At 69.1% G+C, this 14,511-nt stretch carries 15 protein-coding genes; 12 read left to right on the top strand and 3 right to left on the bottom strand.

The features are described 5' to 3' along the window. Nucleotides 1-50: 50 nt before the first annotated feature. Nucleotides 51-1,502 carry a cell division protein FtsZ gene (gene ftsZ, locus Q0326_RS03660; protein ID WP_298687217.1) on the top strand — a complete coding sequence of 484 codons (1,452 nt, stop codon included), beginning with the start codon at nt 51-53 and terminating at the stop codon, nt 1,500-1,502. Nucleotides 1,503-1,646: 144 nt separating this feature from the next. Here the strand turns inward: ftsZ and Q0326_RS03655 are convergent, their stop codons facing one another. Next, nucleotides 1,647-2,408, bottom strand: a complete 762-nt coding sequence (locus Q0326_RS03655; protein WP_298687215.1) for an SPOR domain-containing protein — start codon at nt 2,406-2,408, stop codon at nt 1,647-1,649. A 152-nt stretch (nt 2,409-2,560) separates the two neighbouring features. On the opposite strand from Q0326_RS03655, the gene Q0326_RS03650 reads away from it, so the two are divergent. The 3 genes from Q0326_RS03650 to Q0326_RS03640 are packed head-to-tail and all read left to right on the top strand — an operon-like array spanning nt 2,561 to nt 6,294. Continuing rightward, nucleotides 2,561-4,798, top strand: coding sequence for an SPOR domain-containing protein (locus Q0326_RS03650; RefSeq protein ID WP_298687214.1), 2,238 nt, complete (start codon nt 2,561-2,563; stop codon nt 4,796-4,798). Further along, a complete protein-coding gene (locus Q0326_RS03645; RefSeq protein ID WP_298687212.1) occupies nt 4,795-5,958 on the top strand; it encodes a deoxyguanosinetriphosphate triphosphohydrolase in 1,164 nt (387 codons plus the stop codon). The genes Q0326_RS03650 and Q0326_RS03645 overlap by 4 nt, the downstream gene beginning before the upstream one ends. Before the next feature lie 51 nt (nt 5,959-6,009). Further along, the gene (locus tag Q0326_RS03640; protein WP_298687210.1) at nt 6,010-6,294 is read left to right on the top strand and encodes a UvrB/UvrC motif-containing protein; all 285 of its coding nucleotides are present in this window, start codon (nt 6,010-6,012) and stop codon (nt 6,292-6,294) included. On the opposite strand, the gene Q0326_RS03635 is transcribed toward Q0326_RS03640, so the two are convergent. Then, a complete protein-coding gene (locus tag Q0326_RS03635; RefSeq protein ID WP_298687208.1) occupies nt 6,291-7,349 on the bottom strand; it encodes an alpha/beta hydrolase in 1,059 nt (352 codons plus the stop codon). The two genes, Q0326_RS03640 and Q0326_RS03635, sit on opposite strands and share 4 nt — an antisense overlap. 228 nt (nt 7,350-7,577) lie before the next feature. On the opposite strand from Q0326_RS03635, the gene argS reads away from it, so the two are divergent. From argS to tatC, 8 genes are all read left to right on the top strand, one after another. Further along, entirely contained in the window at nt 7,578-9,302 is a 1,725-nt protein-coding gene (gene argS / locus Q0326_RS03630; protein ID WP_298687206.1) for an arginine--tRNA ligase, read from the top strand. Continuing rightward, on the top strand, nt 9,302-10,099 hold the full coding sequence (locus Q0326_RS03625; protein ID WP_298687204.1) for an SPOR domain-containing protein: 798 nt from the start codon (nt 9,302-9,304) through the stop codon (nt 10,097-10,099). The genes argS and Q0326_RS03625 overlap by 1 nt, the downstream gene beginning before the upstream one ends. Nucleotides 10,100-10,117: 18 nt before the next feature. Continuing rightward, entirely contained in the window at nt 10,118-11,125 is a 1,008-nt protein-coding gene (nagZ, locus tag Q0326_RS03620; RefSeq protein WP_298687202.1) for a beta-N-acetylhexosaminidase, read from the top strand. Nucleotides 11,126-11,290: 165 nt separating this feature from the next. Then, on the top strand, nt 11,291-12,013 hold the full coding sequence (locus Q0326_RS03615) for a ScpA family protein (protein WP_298687200.1): 723 nt from the start codon (nt 11,291-11,293) through the stop codon (nt 12,011-12,013). Beyond that, nucleotides 12,010-12,582, top strand: a complete 573-nt coding sequence (scpB, locus tag Q0326_RS03610) for an SMC-Scp complex subunit ScpB (protein WP_298687197.1) — start codon at nt 12,010-12,012, stop codon at nt 12,580-12,582. Before Q0326_RS03615 ends, scpB begins: the two co-directional genes overlap by 4 nt. A 32-nt stretch (nt 12,583-12,614) precedes the next feature. Then, nucleotides 12,615-12,869 carry a twin-arginine translocase TatA/TatE family subunit gene (locus Q0326_RS03605; protein ID WP_298687195.1) on the top strand — a complete coding sequence of 85 codons (255 nt, stop codon included), beginning with the start codon at nt 12,615-12,617 and terminating at the stop codon, nt 12,867-12,869. Nucleotides 12,870-12,904: 35 nt separating this feature from the next. Continuing rightward, the gene (tatB, locus tag Q0326_RS03600; protein WP_298687193.1) at nt 12,905-13,279 is read left to right on the top strand and encodes a Sec-independent protein translocase protein TatB; all 375 of its coding nucleotides are present in this window, start codon (nt 12,905-12,907) and stop codon (nt 13,277-13,279) included. A gap of 3 nt (nt 13,280-13,282) precedes the next feature. Then, nucleotides 13,283-14,050, top strand: coding sequence for a twin-arginine translocase subunit TatC (gene tatC / locus Q0326_RS03595; RefSeq protein ID WP_298687191.1), 768 nt, complete (start codon nt 13,283-13,285; stop codon nt 14,048-14,050). Nucleotides 14,051-14,122: 72 nt separating this feature from the next. Here tatC and Q0326_RS03590 read toward each other — a convergent pair whose 3' ends face one another. After that, on the bottom strand, nt 14,123-14,260 hold the full coding sequence (locus Q0326_RS03590; RefSeq protein WP_298687189.1) for an entericidin A/B family lipoprotein: 138 nt from the start codon (nt 14,258-14,260) through the stop codon (nt 14,123-14,125). Nucleotides 14,261-14,511 lie beyond the last annotated feature (251 nt).

The raw sequence follows: 14,511 nt of genomic DNA, 5'->3' as shown, positions 1-14,511 counted from the left end.
TGACGCGAAGCGAGCTTTTGGGGGCACTCCCGGCTCCAAGGAGTCTGAAGATGAGCATCGAATTCGTGCGGCCTGAGGTCGATGAGCTCCGCCCCCGCATCAGCGTGATCGGCGTCGGCGGCGCCGGCGGCAACGCGATCGCCAACATGATCGAGGCGTCCGTGCAGGGCGTCGACTTCCTCGTCGCCAACACCGATGCGCAGGCGCTCAACCATTCGCCCGCCGAGCGCCGCATCCAGCTCGGGCTCCGCATCACCCAGGGCCTCGGTGCCGGCTCGCGCCCCGAAATCGGGCGCGCCGCGGCCGAAGAGACGATGGAGCAGGTCGAAAAGGCGCTCGAGGGCGCGCATATGTGCTTCATCGCCGCCGGCATGGGCGGGGGCACCGGCACCGGTGCGGCCCCGGTCATCGCGAAGGCGGCGCGCGAGCGCGGCATTCTGACCGTCGGCGTCGTCACCAAGCCGTTCAGCTTCGAGGGCGCACGTCGCATGCGTTCGGCCGAAGCGGGGATCGAGGAGCTGCAGAAGCACGTCGATACGCTGATCGTCATTCCGAACCAGAATCTCTTCCTGATCGCCAACCCGAACACGACCTTCAAGGACGCGTTCAAGATGGCCGACGAGGTTCTCCAGCAGGGCGTTCGCGGCATTACCGACCTGATGGTGATGCCCGGCCTGATCAACCTCGACTTTGCCGACGTCCGCTCCGTCATGGGTGAGATGGGCAAGGCGATGATGGGCACCGGAGAGGCCTCGGGCGACAATCGCGCGATCGAGGCCGCCGAGAAGGCGATCGCCAATCCGCTGCTCGACGGCGTCAGCATGAAGGGCGCCAAGGGCGTGATCGTCTCGATCACCGGCGGCGAGGACATGCGCCTCATGGAGGTCGACGAGGCCGCCAATCATATCCGCGAGCTGGTCGATCCCGACGCCAACATCATCTGGGGCTCGGCCTTCAACAACGACCTCGAGGGCAAGATCCGCGTCTCGGTCGTGGCGACCGGGATCGAGGCGGCCGAGTCCGCCGCTGCCGAGCCCGCCAAGGTGTTCAGCTTCCCGGCCGCCAAGCCGCGCAGCGATGGCACCCCGGCCGCGGTTGCCGCGCCAGTGACGCCGACCGCGGTGACGCCCGTCGAGCACGCCGAAGACGCGCCTGCCGCGACGGACGATTCCGACGAATTGCTGCTCGGCAGCGAGACGATCCTTACCCCGCCGGTGTCGCCGAACCCGCTGCCGCCGCAGGCGGAGTCGATCAACGCCGATCCGGCCGCCTTGCAGGGTAACCGCCGCTGGAACGCGTCGGGCGAGATCGCCGCAGAGCCGGCGACGCCGCGTACCGGCCGCGCCGCCGCGGGCGCGGCACGCGAGGGCGGCACGCTGTTCGAGCGGATGTCGTCGATCGCGCGTGGCGCGGCCAAGGCGCAGGTCGAGGAAGAGCCTGCCGCGTCGCGCAAGGATCCGCTCGATCTGCCGGGCTTTTTGAACCGCCAGAACAACCAGTAAGGCTGGCGCGCTCAGCCGGTCTCGCCCGCTATCCCGGACGTGATTCGGGATCCAGGGCCGCGAACGATATGATTAAGGCGCTGGGTGCAGGCTCAATACCGGCTCAATACCGGCATGCACTGCAGTGAGCGTGGACGCTTGCCCTCAGCGTGACGCGATCCGCGTCGCCGCATCGGGCTGCCACGCCAGCAGCGCGGGCATCGCCGCATAGCTGAGCCGCGGTCGGCTGACCGGAGCCGTCGCGGCGAGTTCTGTCCGGGGCGCCCCGTTCTGTTCGGCGGTCCATTGCGCCAGAGCCAGGCGATAGTCGTCGACGGCGCGGAAGCTGGCGATGAAGGGCGCCTCGAGCTGCGGGAGCGCAGTCTGCGCGAAGGTCTCGAAGCCGCCGGCCGGCACCGCCGCGGCTTGCGGCGCGACCATGTCGGCGGCGGCGCAGAAGCGTGCCTTGGCGGCGGGCTGCGCGAAGAAATTGTACAATTGGGTCATGTAGGCGTCGTGCGCCGTCTGCCAGCCCGACCCGAGCCGCCTGTGGAAATCGGCCTTCACCGCCGCGTCGGCGCCTGCAAGAGCGACCTTCTGCTGCTTGAGCAGCGCATTATAGGCCGGGACAAGGGCGGCGTCGGCCTCGCTGCGACAGCCGATCGCGGCGACATTGAGCGCGGCGCGGACGTGCCAGATCATCTGCTTGGCATCGATGCCGTGATTGATCGTCTGATAGCCGCCGTCCGCCGCGCGGGGCGGCGGCACGATCGCGCCGAACTCGGCCGGAAGGACGGGACGCGGCTGGGCGACGGGCGCCGCCTGCGGTGCATCCGCGAGCTTGGCGGCCGGATGCGAACAGGAGCTACAGGCGGCGAGCGCCACACCGAGGGCCGCTGCCTGCCGCGATCGTGCGAATCCACTCATCACCATTCCTCGTCCTGGTCTGGCGCGACTAGGCACTCGCATCGGTAAAGAAGCGCTTAACCATCGGTCGAGCGCGGTGCGGCGGGCATCGGGCGCGTGTCGAGGCGGGGGCCCCTTGCACGGGCCGCCAACCTCGCCCAAAGCCTTGCGCCATGCCGATCCCGTCCTCGTTCCGCTGGGCTCTGCCCGTCCTGCTGCTTTCGGCGGCACCTGCTGCGCTCGCACAATATCCGACGGGGGCGGTGGTCCAGTCGTTGCCGCGCCCCGGCGATCCCGCCGAACTGCTCGCGCAGGCGCTGCGTACGCTCGCGGTCGAACCGGGCAATCTCGCGGCGCTGACCGCCGCCGGCCACAATGCGCTGGTGCTCGGCGATCCCAATGCCGCGGTCGGTTTCTTCGGCCGTGCGCAGGAGATCGCGCCGCACGACGGACGCGTGAAGGCGGGACTGGGCTCGGCGCTGGTCGAGCTCGAGAAGCCTCAGGACGCGCTGCGTCTGTTCGCCGAGGCGAGCAGGCTCGGCGTGCCCGACGAGGACCTCGCCGAGGATCGCGGGCTCGCCTACGACCTGACCGGGGATACGCGCCGTGCACAGCACGACTATGCCGTGGTGCTCGGCGCACATCCCGAGAATGATCTGGTCCGCCGCCGGCTCGCGCTGTCGCAGGGGATTTCGGGCGACAAGGCGGCGGCGATCGCGACCCTCGACCCGTTGATCCGCAAGCGCGACATCGCTGGCTGGCGCGCGCAGACCTTCGTGTTGGCGATGAATGGGGACGCCAAGGGGGCTGCTTCCATCACGCACATCATGCTGCCGCAACAGGCCGAGATGCTGCAGCCCTTCCTGGTCCGGCTCGCGACGCTGTCGCCCGCCGACAAGGCGCGCGCGGTCAATTTCGGCGAGATGCCTGCCGCCGGTCGTGCCTATTCGGCGACCGAACTCGCCAACACCGGCGTCGCGCCGACCTACGCGACGCCACCGCGCGCGGCGGCGAGACCGGCGCCGACGGTTGCGCCGTCGCCGCAGGTCGCGACACATGCGAGCGATCTGGCACCGATCCCCGCGTCGACAGTGGCGCGCGTCGGGCCGTCGCCGGCGCTTGCGCCGCGCGTTGCGGTGGTGAAGCCTGCCGCGGCTCCAGCGGTTTCAGCGCCGACGACGGCAGCGCCGGCGACCGAGCGATCTGCCGCGCTCTCTTCGGGCACCACCGCGATGCCCACCGCATCGTCGCCGGGCCCGCAGGTCATGCCGGCGGCCAAGGCGCCTGCATCGGTTCCGCCGGCGGCGACGCTCGCCCAGGCGGGGCCACCACCGGCGGCTGCGGCCAGCGAACCGGATCTACCGACACCGGCGCCGACCGGACATTATGACCTGCCGCACGATGCGGTCAGGCCGGTTGGGCGAGCGGCTGCGGCCAGGCCGCAAACGGTCTCGCCAACGCCGATGCCCTCGACGCCGGCCACTGTGGCGCCGACCGTCGCGGAGCAGCGCGCTGCGCCGGCGAGCGTCGCGTCGCAGCAGACGGTCGGCACGCCCGTCGTCCACGTCACGCCCAGGACGAAGCCGCCGCGCATGAGGCTCGCCCACGCCGACGAGAACGCCGACCAGTCCAGCGCGCCGATGGTCGACAAGGCCAGCGACGAGCCGACATCGACGCGGACGAGGGGCCGCCATGCCACCCGCACGGCTTCGGCTGACGACGATGCGTCGGCCAAGGGCAAGACGCGCGCGTCGGCGACGACGGATGACGCGGACGACAGCGCGAGCACCCGCCGCAAGGGTGCAAAGGCGGCTCGCGACACGCTCGCCGATGCGGATACTGGCGGCGACAAGGTCAGCGCGAAGGGCCGCAAGAATAGTCGCGCCGCGGTGGACGATGCCGGCAGCGACACCACATCCTCGCGCAAGGGTGCGCGCGGCAAGCTGGCTGCGACCGATGATCGCGACGAGCACAGCGCCAAGTCCCGCAAGGCGGTGCACGGCAAGCTGGCCGCCGCCGACGACAGCAGCGAGGAGACGCCGAAATCGCGCAAGGCGGCGCGCGACAGGAAGGCGCTGCAGGATGATGACGGCGACAAGCCGGCGAAATCGAAGAGGGAGTCGGCCAAGGCCGAGCCGGAGCGCGTGTTCGTTCAGGTCGCCGGCGGCGCCAACAAGGACGACATGGACAAGGCCTGGACGGGGCTGAAGAAAAAAGCCCCGGACCTGCTCAAGGGCAAGACCGCGCAGACCACGCCGGTCAAGGCGACCAATCGCCTGCTGGTCGGACCGTTCAAGAGCGAGGACGAGGCGCAGGTCTTCGTCAACAAGATGGCAGGCAAGGGGCTGTCGGGCTTCACCGTCAAGACGAGCAAGGGCCAGAAGGTCGAGAAGGTCGACACCGGCCAGTGACGGAGCCTGCATCCTATGCGGCGGACCCGGTGGGCGCGGTCCGTCAGCATGCTGCGCCGAGCGGCGAGACGCGGGGGCCGCGCGACGCCTTCCAGCGGGACCGCGACCGCATCATCCATGCGATCGCCTTCCGCCGGCTGCGCCACAAGACGCAGGTGTTCATCGCCCCCGACGGCGATCATTTCCGTGTTCGGCTGACCCACAGCCTCGAGGTCGCGCAGATCGGCCGCACGATCGCCCGCGCATTGGGGCTCAACGAGGATCTGACCGAGGCGCTGTGCCTAGCGCATGACATCGGCCACCCGCCTTTCGGCCATGCCGGCGAGGACGCGCTCGAGGCCGCCACCGCGCACGCCGGGGGCTTCGACCACAATGCCCACACGCTGCGCGTGCTGACGCAGCTGGAAAGCCCCTATCCGCGCTGGGCCGGGCTCAATCTGAGCTGGGACATGCTCGAGGGGCTCGCCAAGCATAATGGGCCGGTCGCCGACGCGCCGTGGGCGCTGGCCGCGATCGATGCGACGTTTCCGCTCGCGCTCGATCGCTGGCCCAGCCTGGAAGCCCAGGTCGCCGCGATCGCCGACGACATTGCGTACGACAATCACGACATCGACGACGGCCTTCGCGCCGGCATCCTCGATCTCGATCAGCTGTGCACGGTGCCGCTGGTCGCGGATCGGTGGCGTGCGGTCTGCGAACGCCATCCCGATGTGCCGCACGATGGCCTGGCACGCGAACTCGTCCGCGACCAGATCGGGGTGATGGTCAACGACGTGATCGGAGAGACGCGTCGCCGGATCGTGGCGGCGGGTGTCGAGACCGTCGCCGACGTCCGCTCGGCGGGTGTCGAGCTTGCGGGGTTTTCGAGCGAGATGGCGGCCGAGGAGCGCGCGCTCAAGCGCTTCATGTATGCGACGCTGTATCACAGCCCCTCGCAGATTGCGGTCGCGGACGAGGCGCGTGGCGTGCTCGTGCGGCTGTTCGCGGCCTATGCCGCCGATCCGTCTCTTCTCCCGCCGGAATGGCGCCGGACGCTGCCCGCCGCCGATCCCGATCGCACGCGCCACATCGCCGACTTCATTGCCGGCATGACCGATCGCTATGCGATTACGCGTCATTGCGCGGTGGTCGGGCCGGTGACGCTGCCCGAAGGTTTTTGACCGGACGGTCACCGGCGTGAACCCAGCGGATCGCACGGACGTTGTCGTTAGATGGCGGAGACGATCGACCAGCTACGCGTACAGATGGAGGCCGCTGCGGCTGCGCTCGATTTCGAAGAGGCGCGTCGGCTACGCGATCGGATAAGCCTGATGCGCGGAGGTGCCGAAGCGGACGAGGCCGCCTCCGCCGACACGACCGGCCTGACGCGGCAACAGCCGGGCGCGATGGGCCTGGGGTCCAGCCAGCAGCGCCTGACGCCGCCCCCTGGCTGGAAGGCGCCGCCCAAGCCCGATCCGATGACGCGCAGCCAAGGACGTCGCCCGCGGCGCGGCTAGGGCGGCGTCGGCGTGATCTTCGCATAGGCTGCGAGCAGCGCCGAAATCATCCCGTCGTGGAAATGGTGCGCAATCCGCGACTCGAAATTGAACAGGTCGAACGCATGCGGGGCATCGGCGACGACGGCGAGCGCGCACGGGACGCCCGCCGCGCGCAGCCGCTCCGCATAGGCGACATCCTCGTCGTGGAAGAGGTCGAGCGTGCCGACGCCGATCCAGGCCGGAGGCAGGCCGCCTAGCTGTTCGCGTCGGGCTGGTGCCGCATAGGATGGCGCGTCATCGCGGCAGGGCGGATGACCGAGATAGGCGGCCCAGCCATGGCGGTTGTTGCGCGGTGTCCAGACCAGCTCCCCGCGGCCCTGCCGGTCGCCCCGACAGACCGTCCGGTCATCGAGCATCGGGTACATCAGCAGCTGGAAGGCAGGCGTCATGCCCTCGTCGCAGGCGCGTTGCGCGAGTGCGGCTGCAAGCCCGCCGCCTGCGCTGTTGCCGCCGATTGCGATACGCCGCGGGTCTACGCCAAGCGCCGCGGCGCCTTCGACGATCCAGCGCAGCGCCGCCATCGCATCGTCGAGTGCGGCGGGATAAGGGGCGTGCGGCGCGAGCCGATAGTCGACGCTAAAGATCCGGATATCCGCGCGCTCGACGATGCGTGCCAGCAAAGGCAGGTCCATCTCCGGCGTGCCGAACACATAGCCGCCGCCGTGCAGCCAGAGCAGCGCCGGGCCCGTCCCGGCATGGCCGGCCCGTGCGACCGTCATCACACGAACGTCCGGTGCGCCAGGCGCGCCGCGGACATGCTGGTACGACACGGCGACGCCGTCCGGCACCGGTGTCGATGCAGCGCGCCGCCGCGTCGCGTGCCGGATCATCGGTATCAGCGGCGCCGCGATTGGCGGCATCAACATCAGCCCGGCGCTGCGCAGGTCCGGCGACACCCTGCGCAATTTTCGCACGCGACCGAGCGACATGGCGGCGAACGCGCCGAGCCCGGCGAAGCCCGCGACCGAAAGCCAGCCGGATGTCCTTTTCGCGGTCGGCGCAACGTCCTGCATGCCGCAGGATCGCATCTCCAAGCAGCATCCGCAATCGGGGCGATGTGGCGCGGCAATCATCGCGGGCGCGGTTCGGCGGCGGACGTCGGGAGCTCGCCGCGGCACAAGGCGAAGCCCGCATCTGCGCACGCGAGCGACAGATCGAGAGATGCCGCAGTCGGTTTGCCCCGCCGCCGCCGCCACGCTACAGGCGCAGGCCCGCACCGCCAGCACAAGACCGGACCGCCCGTGACGCTCTACCTCCGTTTCGCCGATGAGATCGGCCGTATCCTCGATGGTCTCGAAGCCGATGGCGCGCTGCCGCCGGGCCTGCCACGCCGCGCGGTCTCGATCGAGCCGCCGCGCGATCCGAGCCATGGCGACCTGTCGACCAATGCCGCGATGGTGCTCGCCAAGCCCGCCGGCAGCAATCCGCGCGCGCTGGCCGCGCTGCTGCTGCCCAAGCTGGCGCAGATCCCGGGCGTCACCGCAGTCGAGATCGCGGGGCCGGGCTTCGTCAACCTGCGGCTCGCGCCGGACGTGTGGCACGACGAACTCGCGGCGATCCTCGACCTGCGCGGCGACTATGGCCGCTCGACCGCGGGCGCGGGGCACCGCGTCAACGTCGAATATGTCTCGGCGAACCCGACCGGGCCGATGCACATGGGCCATTGCCGCGGCGCGGTCGTCGGCGATGCGCTGGCCAGCCTGCTCGCCTTCGTCGGTCATCCGGTGACGCGCGAATATTATGTCAACGACGCCGGGTCGCAGGTCCAGACGCTCGGCCGCTCGGCGCATCTGCGCTACCGCGAAGCGCTCGGCGAGGACATCGGCGAGATTCCGGAGGGTTTCTACCCGGGCGACTATCTGGTGCCCGTCGGTGCCGCGCTCGCCGCCGAATTTGGCGAACGCTATGCCAGGGCGCCGGAGGCCGAATGGCTCGACCTGTTCCGTGCCAAGGCGGTGGCGGCGATGCTCGACATGATCCGCGCCGACCTCGCTTTGCTCGGCATCCATCACGACCTGTTCGCCTCCGAGGCCGAGGTCCAGGATTCCGGCAAGGTCACGGCCGCCTTTGCGGAGCTCGAGGCCAAGGGCCTGCTCTACCAGGGCGTGCTCGAGGCGCCCAAAGGCAAGCTTCCCGACGACTGGGAGCCGGTCGAGATGACGCTGTTCCGCTCGACGCAGTTCGGCGACGACCAGGATCGCCCGGTGCGCAACTCCAAGGGCGGGCTCACCTATTTCGGCACCGATCTCGCGTATCACGCGCAGAAGGCGGCAGAGGCCGACGAACTGATCGACATCTGGGGCGCCGATCATGCCGGCACCGTCAGCCGCATCCAGGCGGCCGTGAAGGCGCTCACCGGCGGCAAGCGCTTCGACGTCAAGCTTGTTCAGATGGTCAAGCTGCTGCGTAACGGCGAGCCGGTCAAAATGTCCAAGCGCTCGGGGCAGTTCGTGACGCTGGCCGATGTCGTGCGCGAGGTCGGGCGCGACGTCGTCCGCTTCACGATGCTGACCCGCAAGGCCGACGCGCAGATGGATTTCGACTTCGCCAAGGTGGTCGAGGCCTCGAAGGACAATCCGGTCTTCTACGTCCAATATGCGCATGCCCGGATTCGCTCGGTGCAGCGCAAGGCGGCCGAACTCGGCCTGGCGGGCGAGGGCGCGGCCGACTGGGCGCGGCTCGACGACGAGGAGCTCGGACTCGTCCGGCTCGCCGCGCAATTCCCGCGGATCGTCGAGCAGGCCGCCGCGACGCGCGAGCCGCATCGCGTCGCCTTCTACCTCTACGATCTCGCCGGCGCGTTCCACGCGCTGTGGAATCGCGGCAACGACGCGCCCGATCGTCGCTTTTTGGTGCAGGGCGATCCCGCTACGACACAAGCACGGCTTTCCCTTGCCGAAGCCATCGGGCAGATAGTGCGAAACGGTCTGGCGATCATGGGGGTCGCCGCGGCCGAGGAGATGTAATGATGTCGGACCTTGGGCGTGGCACTATGGAAGAGGATCGCCTGCCCTGGCTGGAGCCGGTGGACGAGGAGGGCGCCGAAGAAGGCGTCTCTGCCGCCCGCCTGATCGCGGGTGTCGTGGTGGCGTTGATCGCGCTGGGTCTCGTCGTCGGCGGCGTCTATTGGCTCAAGCAGCGTGCGGGCGGCCCCGGTACCTCGGCGAGCGACCCGACGCTGATCGCGGCGCAGTCCGGTCCCTACAAGACCAAGCCGGCCGATGCCGGCGGCATGCAGGTCAAGGGCCAGGGCGATTCGAGCTACGCGGCGAGCGAAGGCGCCGACCCCAACGCCAAGATTGACCTCTCCGCGATTCCCGAGGCGCCGATCAAGGGCAAGACCGCGGATGCCAAGGCGCCCGAGGCGAAGCCGGTCGAGCCGGCCAAGATCGCGCCCGCCAAGATCGCGCCCGCCAAGGCCGAGACCGCCAAGCCTGAGCCCACCCCGGTCGCGTCGGCGAAGCTTGCCCCCGCCAAGCCGGCACCGGCCAAGGTCGCCCCCGTCGAGTCGGTCACCGCATCGGCTCCGGCTGCAGGCGGGACGATCCAGCTCGGCGCGCTCGACAGCCAGGCCAAGGCCGACGCCGCCTGGAAGTCGCTGTCAGGCCGCTATGCCTATCTCGGCGCGTTGACCCATTCGGTGGTCAAGGCCGAGGTCAACGGCAAGACCTATTACCGGCTCCGCGCCGGTGCCGGCGGCCAGGCCGCGACGGTCTGCTCGAAGCTCAAGGTCGCGGGCGAGGCTTGCACGGTCGTCGGCTGAGGCGTAGCGCCTGACCCCATGATACCGGCCTTTCTGGGCCTCGCCGGGCCGGTGCTCGGCGAGGCCGAACGCAGCTTCTTCCGCGCGGCCGACCCGGCCGGCTACATCCTCTTCAAGCGCAATTGCGTCGATCGTGCGCAATTGCGCGCGCTGACCGACAATCTGCGTGCGCTGTCGGGACGCGACGATCTGCCGATCCTGATCGACCAGGAGGGCGGGCGCGTCCAGCGTATGGCGCCGCCCGAATGGCCGGAGCTGCCGGCCGCCGAACCCTTTGCCCGCTTGTATGAGAAAGCGCCGGTCTCGGCGATGGAGGCGGTGCGGCTCAACGCGCTGGCGATCGCAGTGATGTTGCGCGAGTCGGGCATCACCGTCGACTGCCTGCCGCTGCTCGATGTGCGCCGGCCCGATGCCGATGCGATCATCGGCGACCGCTCGTTCGGTGCCGACCCGATCCAGGTCGCCTCGCTCGGCCGGTTGGTGCTCGACGGCTTGCGCGAGGGCGGCGTCGTCGGCGTCGTCAAGCATATGCCCGGCCATGGCCGCGCGATGGCGGATAGCCACAAGGTACTGCCCGTCGTCACAGCGTCCGACGCGGCGCTTGCCGACGACATCCGTCCGTTCGAGCGATTGCGCGACGCGCCGATGGGAATGACCGCGCACGTCGTCTACACCGCCTGGGACGCGGAGCGCTGCGCCAGCCTGTCGCCGGTCGTGATCGCCGACATCATCCGCGGCCGGATCGGCTTCGACGGACTGCTGATGTCCGACGACCTCGGCATGCGCGCGCTGTCCGGCGATTTCAGCGAGCGCGCGGGCGGCGTGATCGCGGCCGGCTGCGACATCGCGCTGCACTGCTCGGGCGATCTCGCCGAGATGGAAGCGGTGGCGGGCGCGCTGGGGCCGATCGGCGCGGCGGCGATGACGCGGCTCGATCGCGCGATGGCGACGATCGCCGGTGCGGCGCCGGTCGACAGCTTCGACGATCTCGCCGCGCGGCGAGACGCGCTGCTGGCCTTGGCTTAGCCGTTCCCCGGCGGAAGCCGGAGCCCAGGCCCCGAACCCGTGGCGGAGGTGACGGCAATTGCAAGCGTGAGACCTGGGCCCCGGCGTTCGCCAGGGAACGGTAGCGCTGCGAAATTCGCATTCCCCCGGTTTGGCAGCGCGGCGGTCGCGCGCTAGCTTGCCCCCATGGACGACGACACGCTCACGATCGACATCGACGGCTGGGAGGGGCCGCTCGATCTGCTGCTGACGCTGGCGCGCTCGCAGAAGGTCGATCTGCGCGAATTGTCGATCCTTGCCCTGGTCGAACAATATCTCGCCTTCATCGAGGACGCGCGCGCGCTCAAGCTCGAGATCGCCGCCGATTATCTCGTGATGGCGGCGTGGCTGGCCTATCTCAAATCGGGGCTGCTGCTGCCGCGCGATCCCGACATCGAGCCGGACCCCGCCGAACTGGCACTGCGACTGCAACTGCGTCTCCAGCGGCTCGATGCGATGCGCGAGGCAGGGGCGCGGCTGATGGCGCGCGACCGGATCGGGCGCGACGTCTTCGCGCGCGGCGCGCCGGAAGGGCTGCGCGTGATCCGCAAGGCGGCGTGGCAGGCCGATCTCTACGATCTGATCACCGCCTATGGCGCGATCACCGCGCGCAACGTCCCGGTGCTCCACGTCGTCTCGCGCCGCCCGGTGATGATGCTCGACGCCGCCCTGCAGCGCGTCGAGGCGATGCTCGGCCATACGCTCGACTGGACTGCGCTCGAAGGCTTCCTACCCACAACCAGCGATCCCACGATGGCGCGGTCGGCGCGGGCGTCAAGCTTCCTCGCGATGCTCGAACTTGCCAAGCAGGGCCGGCTCGAGCTGCGACAGGATGCGGCCTTTGCAACGCTGTGGGTCCGCGCGGCATGATCGGGCATGACGATCGAGCCGTCGAGGCGGTGTTGTTCGCCGCCGAGCAGTCGCTGTCGGTCGCCGAGATCGCGGCCGCGGCGGGAGAGGGCGTCGATGTCGCTACCGCCCTCGCGACGCTCGTCGAGCGCTATGCGTCGCGTGGCATTCGGCCGGTCGAACGCGGCGGACGCTGGCATTTCGAAACCGCGCCCGATCTTGCGCACATCCTGCGCCGAACGCGCGAAGAACCGCGTCGGCTTAGCCGCGCTGCGATCGAGACATTGGCGATCATCGCCTATCACGAGCCCGTCAGCCGGGCCGAGATCGAGGCGATTCGCGGCGTCCAGATCTCTAAGGGGACGCTCGACGTGCTGATGGAGGCTGGCTGGGTGCGGCCGGCCGGCCGGCGCGAGGTGCCGGGGCGGCCGCTGATCTACGCGACCACCGCAAGCTTCCTCACGCATTTCGGCCTGGCCAGCCGGCGCGACCTGCCGGGGATCGACGATCTGCGCGCCGCGGGGCTGCTCGATCCGGTCGACGAAGCGCTTTTCAACGTCGAGGTAGCAAGCGGCGACGATGACGCCTAGATAGGGGTTAATTATCCTTCCGGAGATTTGTCATGGGCCTGTCCCTTCCGCACATCCTGCTTCTCGCCGTGGTCGCGGCGCTCCTGCTCGGCGGCGGCCGCTTCTCCGCGTTGATGGGCGATGTCGCCAAGGGCGTGAAGCAGTTCAAGAAGGGCATGGCTGACGAAGACGACGCCACCCATCCCGTGCCGCCGCGTACCACCGCGCAGCTTCAGCAGCAGGCGCCGCTCGATCCGACCGTCGATCGCAACCTCCAGCCGATGCGCGACGACCGGCCGCACGACTGAGCGCGTCGCGACCGTCCCTCCAGCACTGAGCGTCGATGTTCGATATCGCCCCGTCCGAGATGATGCTCGTGGCCCTCGTCGCGATTGTCTTCATTGGTCCCAAGGACCTGCCGCGCGTGATGCGCTTCGTCGGCCAGTGGGTCGGCAAGGGGCGGACGATGGCACGCCATTTCCGCACCGCGATGGACGACATGGTCCGCGATGCCGAGTTGCATGAGATGGAAGCGAAGTGGAAAGCCGAGAACGAGCGGATCATGCGCGAGCATGCCGATCTGATCGGCGGTGGGGCGACGCCGGCCGGGGAGATCGCGGCGCCTGCGTCTGTGCCTGCGATCGCGTCACCGTCCGAGGCGGCCGTCGCGCTTGAGCATCAGCCGACACCGCCCGCTGAAGCCCAGCGGCAGGGCTGAACGATGACCGGGGGCGAGGACGAGCTCGACGACACGCGTGCGCCGCTTCTCGAACATCTGATCGAGCTCAGGCGCCGGCTGATCTGGGCGTTCGCTGCGCTCGGGCTGGCGTTCTGCGTGTGCTATTATTTCGCGGAGAATATCTTCGCCTTCCTGGTTCAGCCGCTGCTGCGTGCGGGTCAGGGCAAGCTGATCTATACCGACGTGTTCGAGGCGTTTTTCGCCAAGCTCAAGGTGGCGCTATTTTCGGCGATCATGCTGAGCTTCCCCGTCGTCGCCAACCAGATCTGGCGGTTCGTCGCACCCGGGCTCTACGGCAAGGAGAAGCGCGCGCTGCTGCCGTTCCTCATCCTGACCCCAGTGCTGTTCCTGTCGGGCGCGGCGATGGCCTATTATATGGCGATGCCACTGGCGCTGCACTTCCTGCTCGGTTTCCAGGGCAATGTCGGCGGGATCCAGCAGGAGGCGCTGCCGGCGATCGGCAATTATCTCGCCTTCGTCACCAAATTCCTGTTCGGCTTCGGCGTCGCGTTTCTACTGCCGGTGCTGATGATGCTGCTCGAGCGCGCGGGGATCGTCACGCGCACCCAGCTCGTCAAGGGCCGGCGCTATGCGGTGGTCGCGATCTTCGGCATCGCCGCATTGCTGGCGCCGCCCGATGTCGTGTCGATGCTGCTGCTCGCGGTGCCGCTGGTGCTGCTCTACGAGTTCGCGCTGATCGCGATCTGGTTCACCGAGCGCCGCCGCGCGCGCGAAGCCGAAGCCGCTTAGGTCCCGACATCCGACGCGAAAAGGGCGCCGCCGTTGCCGGCAGCGCCCTCGCTAGCTCGTCCGGGGACGGACTTACTTGTTGCTGTCGGCGGCCTTCGTGGTCGCGTGACCGACCGAAGAGACGTCCTTGCCAGCGCCGGCAACGGTGTTGCAGGCGGAAATTGCGAACGTGCCAGCGATCAGTCCAACGGTCAAAATCTTGCGAACCATGATGAGCTCCTTACCTGACGAGCATGATGCGTCGTCGCCGTCCGGACAATGCGCCCCCGAAACAATGGTTCCGCAACTTGGCGCGTCTGCGATCTTCGTCGGATACAATTTGGGCCCGGAACGCCGTCTGGGGGGGAAGACGGGGTACCGGGCCCGGTATGGATGGATAGCGAGAGCGGGGGGGCAAAAGGTCGCTATCCGTGGTATAAAACGGGCAAGACCGAGAGCGGTTCCGGCGCTGGCGAAATTTC

Source organism: uncultured Sphingomonas sp. (genome assembly GCF_937859915.1).
In the GTDB taxonomy this organism is placed as follows: domain Bacteria; phylum Pseudomonadota; class Alphaproteobacteria; order Sphingomonadales; family Sphingomonadaceae; genus Solisphingomonas.
This window is presented reverse-complemented; position numbering and strand designations above follow the sequence as displayed.

Coding starts and splice junctions, on each gene's coding strand:
- nagZ (WP_298687202.1), top strand. CDS start 10,118: ATGATACCGGCCTTTCTGGGCCTCGCCGGGCCGGTGCTCGGCGAGGCC.
- tatB (WP_298687193.1), top strand. CDS start 12,905: ATGTTCGATATCGCCCCGTCCGAGATGATGCTCGTGGCCCTCGTCGCG.
- Q0326_RS03605 (WP_298687195.1), top strand. CDS start 12,615: ATGGGCCTGTCCCTTCCGCACATCCTGCTTCTCGCCGTGGTCGCGGCG.
- Q0326_RS03650 (WP_298687214.1), top strand. CDS start 2,561: ATGCCGATCCCGTCCTCGTTCCGCTGGGCTCTGCCCGTCCTGCTGCTT.
- Q0326_RS03615 (WP_298687200.1), top strand. CDS start 11,291: ATGGACGACGACACGCTCACGATCGACATCGACGGCTGGGAGGGGCCG.
- Q0326_RS03640 (WP_298687210.1), top strand. CDS start 6,010: ATGGCGGAGACGATCGACCAGCTACGCGTACAGATGGAGGCCGCTGCG.
- Q0326_RS03635 (WP_298687208.1), bottom strand. CDS start 7,349: ATGCAGGACGTTGCGCCGACCGCGAAAAGGACATCCGGCTGGCTTTCG.
- tatC (WP_298687191.1), top strand. CDS start 13,283: ATGACCGGGGGCGAGGACGAGCTCGACGACACGCGTGCGCCGCTTCTC.
- Q0326_RS03590 (WP_298687189.1), bottom strand. CDS start 14,260: ATGGTTCGCAAGATTTTGACCGTTGGACTGATCGCTGGCACGTTCGCA.
- scpB (WP_298687197.1), top strand. CDS start 12,010: ATGATCGGGCATGACGATCGAGCCGTCGAGGCGGTGTTGTTCGCCGCC.
- ftsZ (WP_298687217.1), top strand. CDS start 51: ATGAGCATCGAATTCGTGCGGCCTGAGGTCGATGAGCTCCGCCCCCGC.
- Q0326_RS03625 (WP_298687204.1), top strand. CDS start 9,302: ATGATGTCGGACCTTGGGCGTGGCACTATGGAAGAGGATCGCCTGCCC.
- Q0326_RS03655 (WP_298687215.1), bottom strand. CDS start 2,408: ATGAGTGGATTCGCACGATCGCGGCAGGCAGCGGCCCTCGGTGTGGCG.